The organism is Acinetobacter sp. A47, from assembly GCF_000805455.1.
Lineage (GTDB): Bacteria > Pseudomonadota > Gammaproteobacteria > Pseudomonadales > Moraxellaceae > Acinetobacter.
This window is the reverse complement of record NZ_JSUS01000015.1, coordinates 1-396: the sequence shown is the minus strand read 5'-3', so window position 1 is coordinate 396 and position 396 is coordinate 1. Positions and strand designations below refer to the sequence as shown.

Annotated in this window: 1 protein-coding gene; it reads right to left on the bottom strand. The window is 32.8% G+C overall.

Annotated features, from left to right (window positions below):
* Window positions 1-49 precede the first annotated feature (49 nt).
* On the bottom strand, window positions 50-396 hold a 347-nt coding region (locus tag OC23_RS05080; protein WP_038343269.1), incomplete at its 5' end, for a thiamine phosphate synthase.

Below are 396 nucleotides of genomic sequence, written 5' to 3'. Positions count from 1 at the left end.
TTGTATGCCAGCGCCACCGCTTCCGTCAAATCCGGCAATTGTTAAGACACTATATGCTTTTTGGATGGTATTCATTTTCGTTAATAATTTGTTTTAAAATTTGGGCAGATTTTTTTGGATTTTTGCTTCCGCAAATTGCAGAAACAATTGCAACACTATCTGCACCGGCTTGTATGATTTTAGCAATATTACTTTCATTAATTCCGCCAATTGCAATCAATGGTTTTGATGTTTTAGTTTTCAAAAATTTTAATCCTTCAAAACCCCATTCAGTAATCGTATTGGTTTTTGTTGGAGTCGAAAATATTGGACTTACCCCTAAATGATGTACATATTTCATTTCATCATCATTCAACTGTTTGATAATTTCTAAAGACCAACCAATATTTTTTAGAG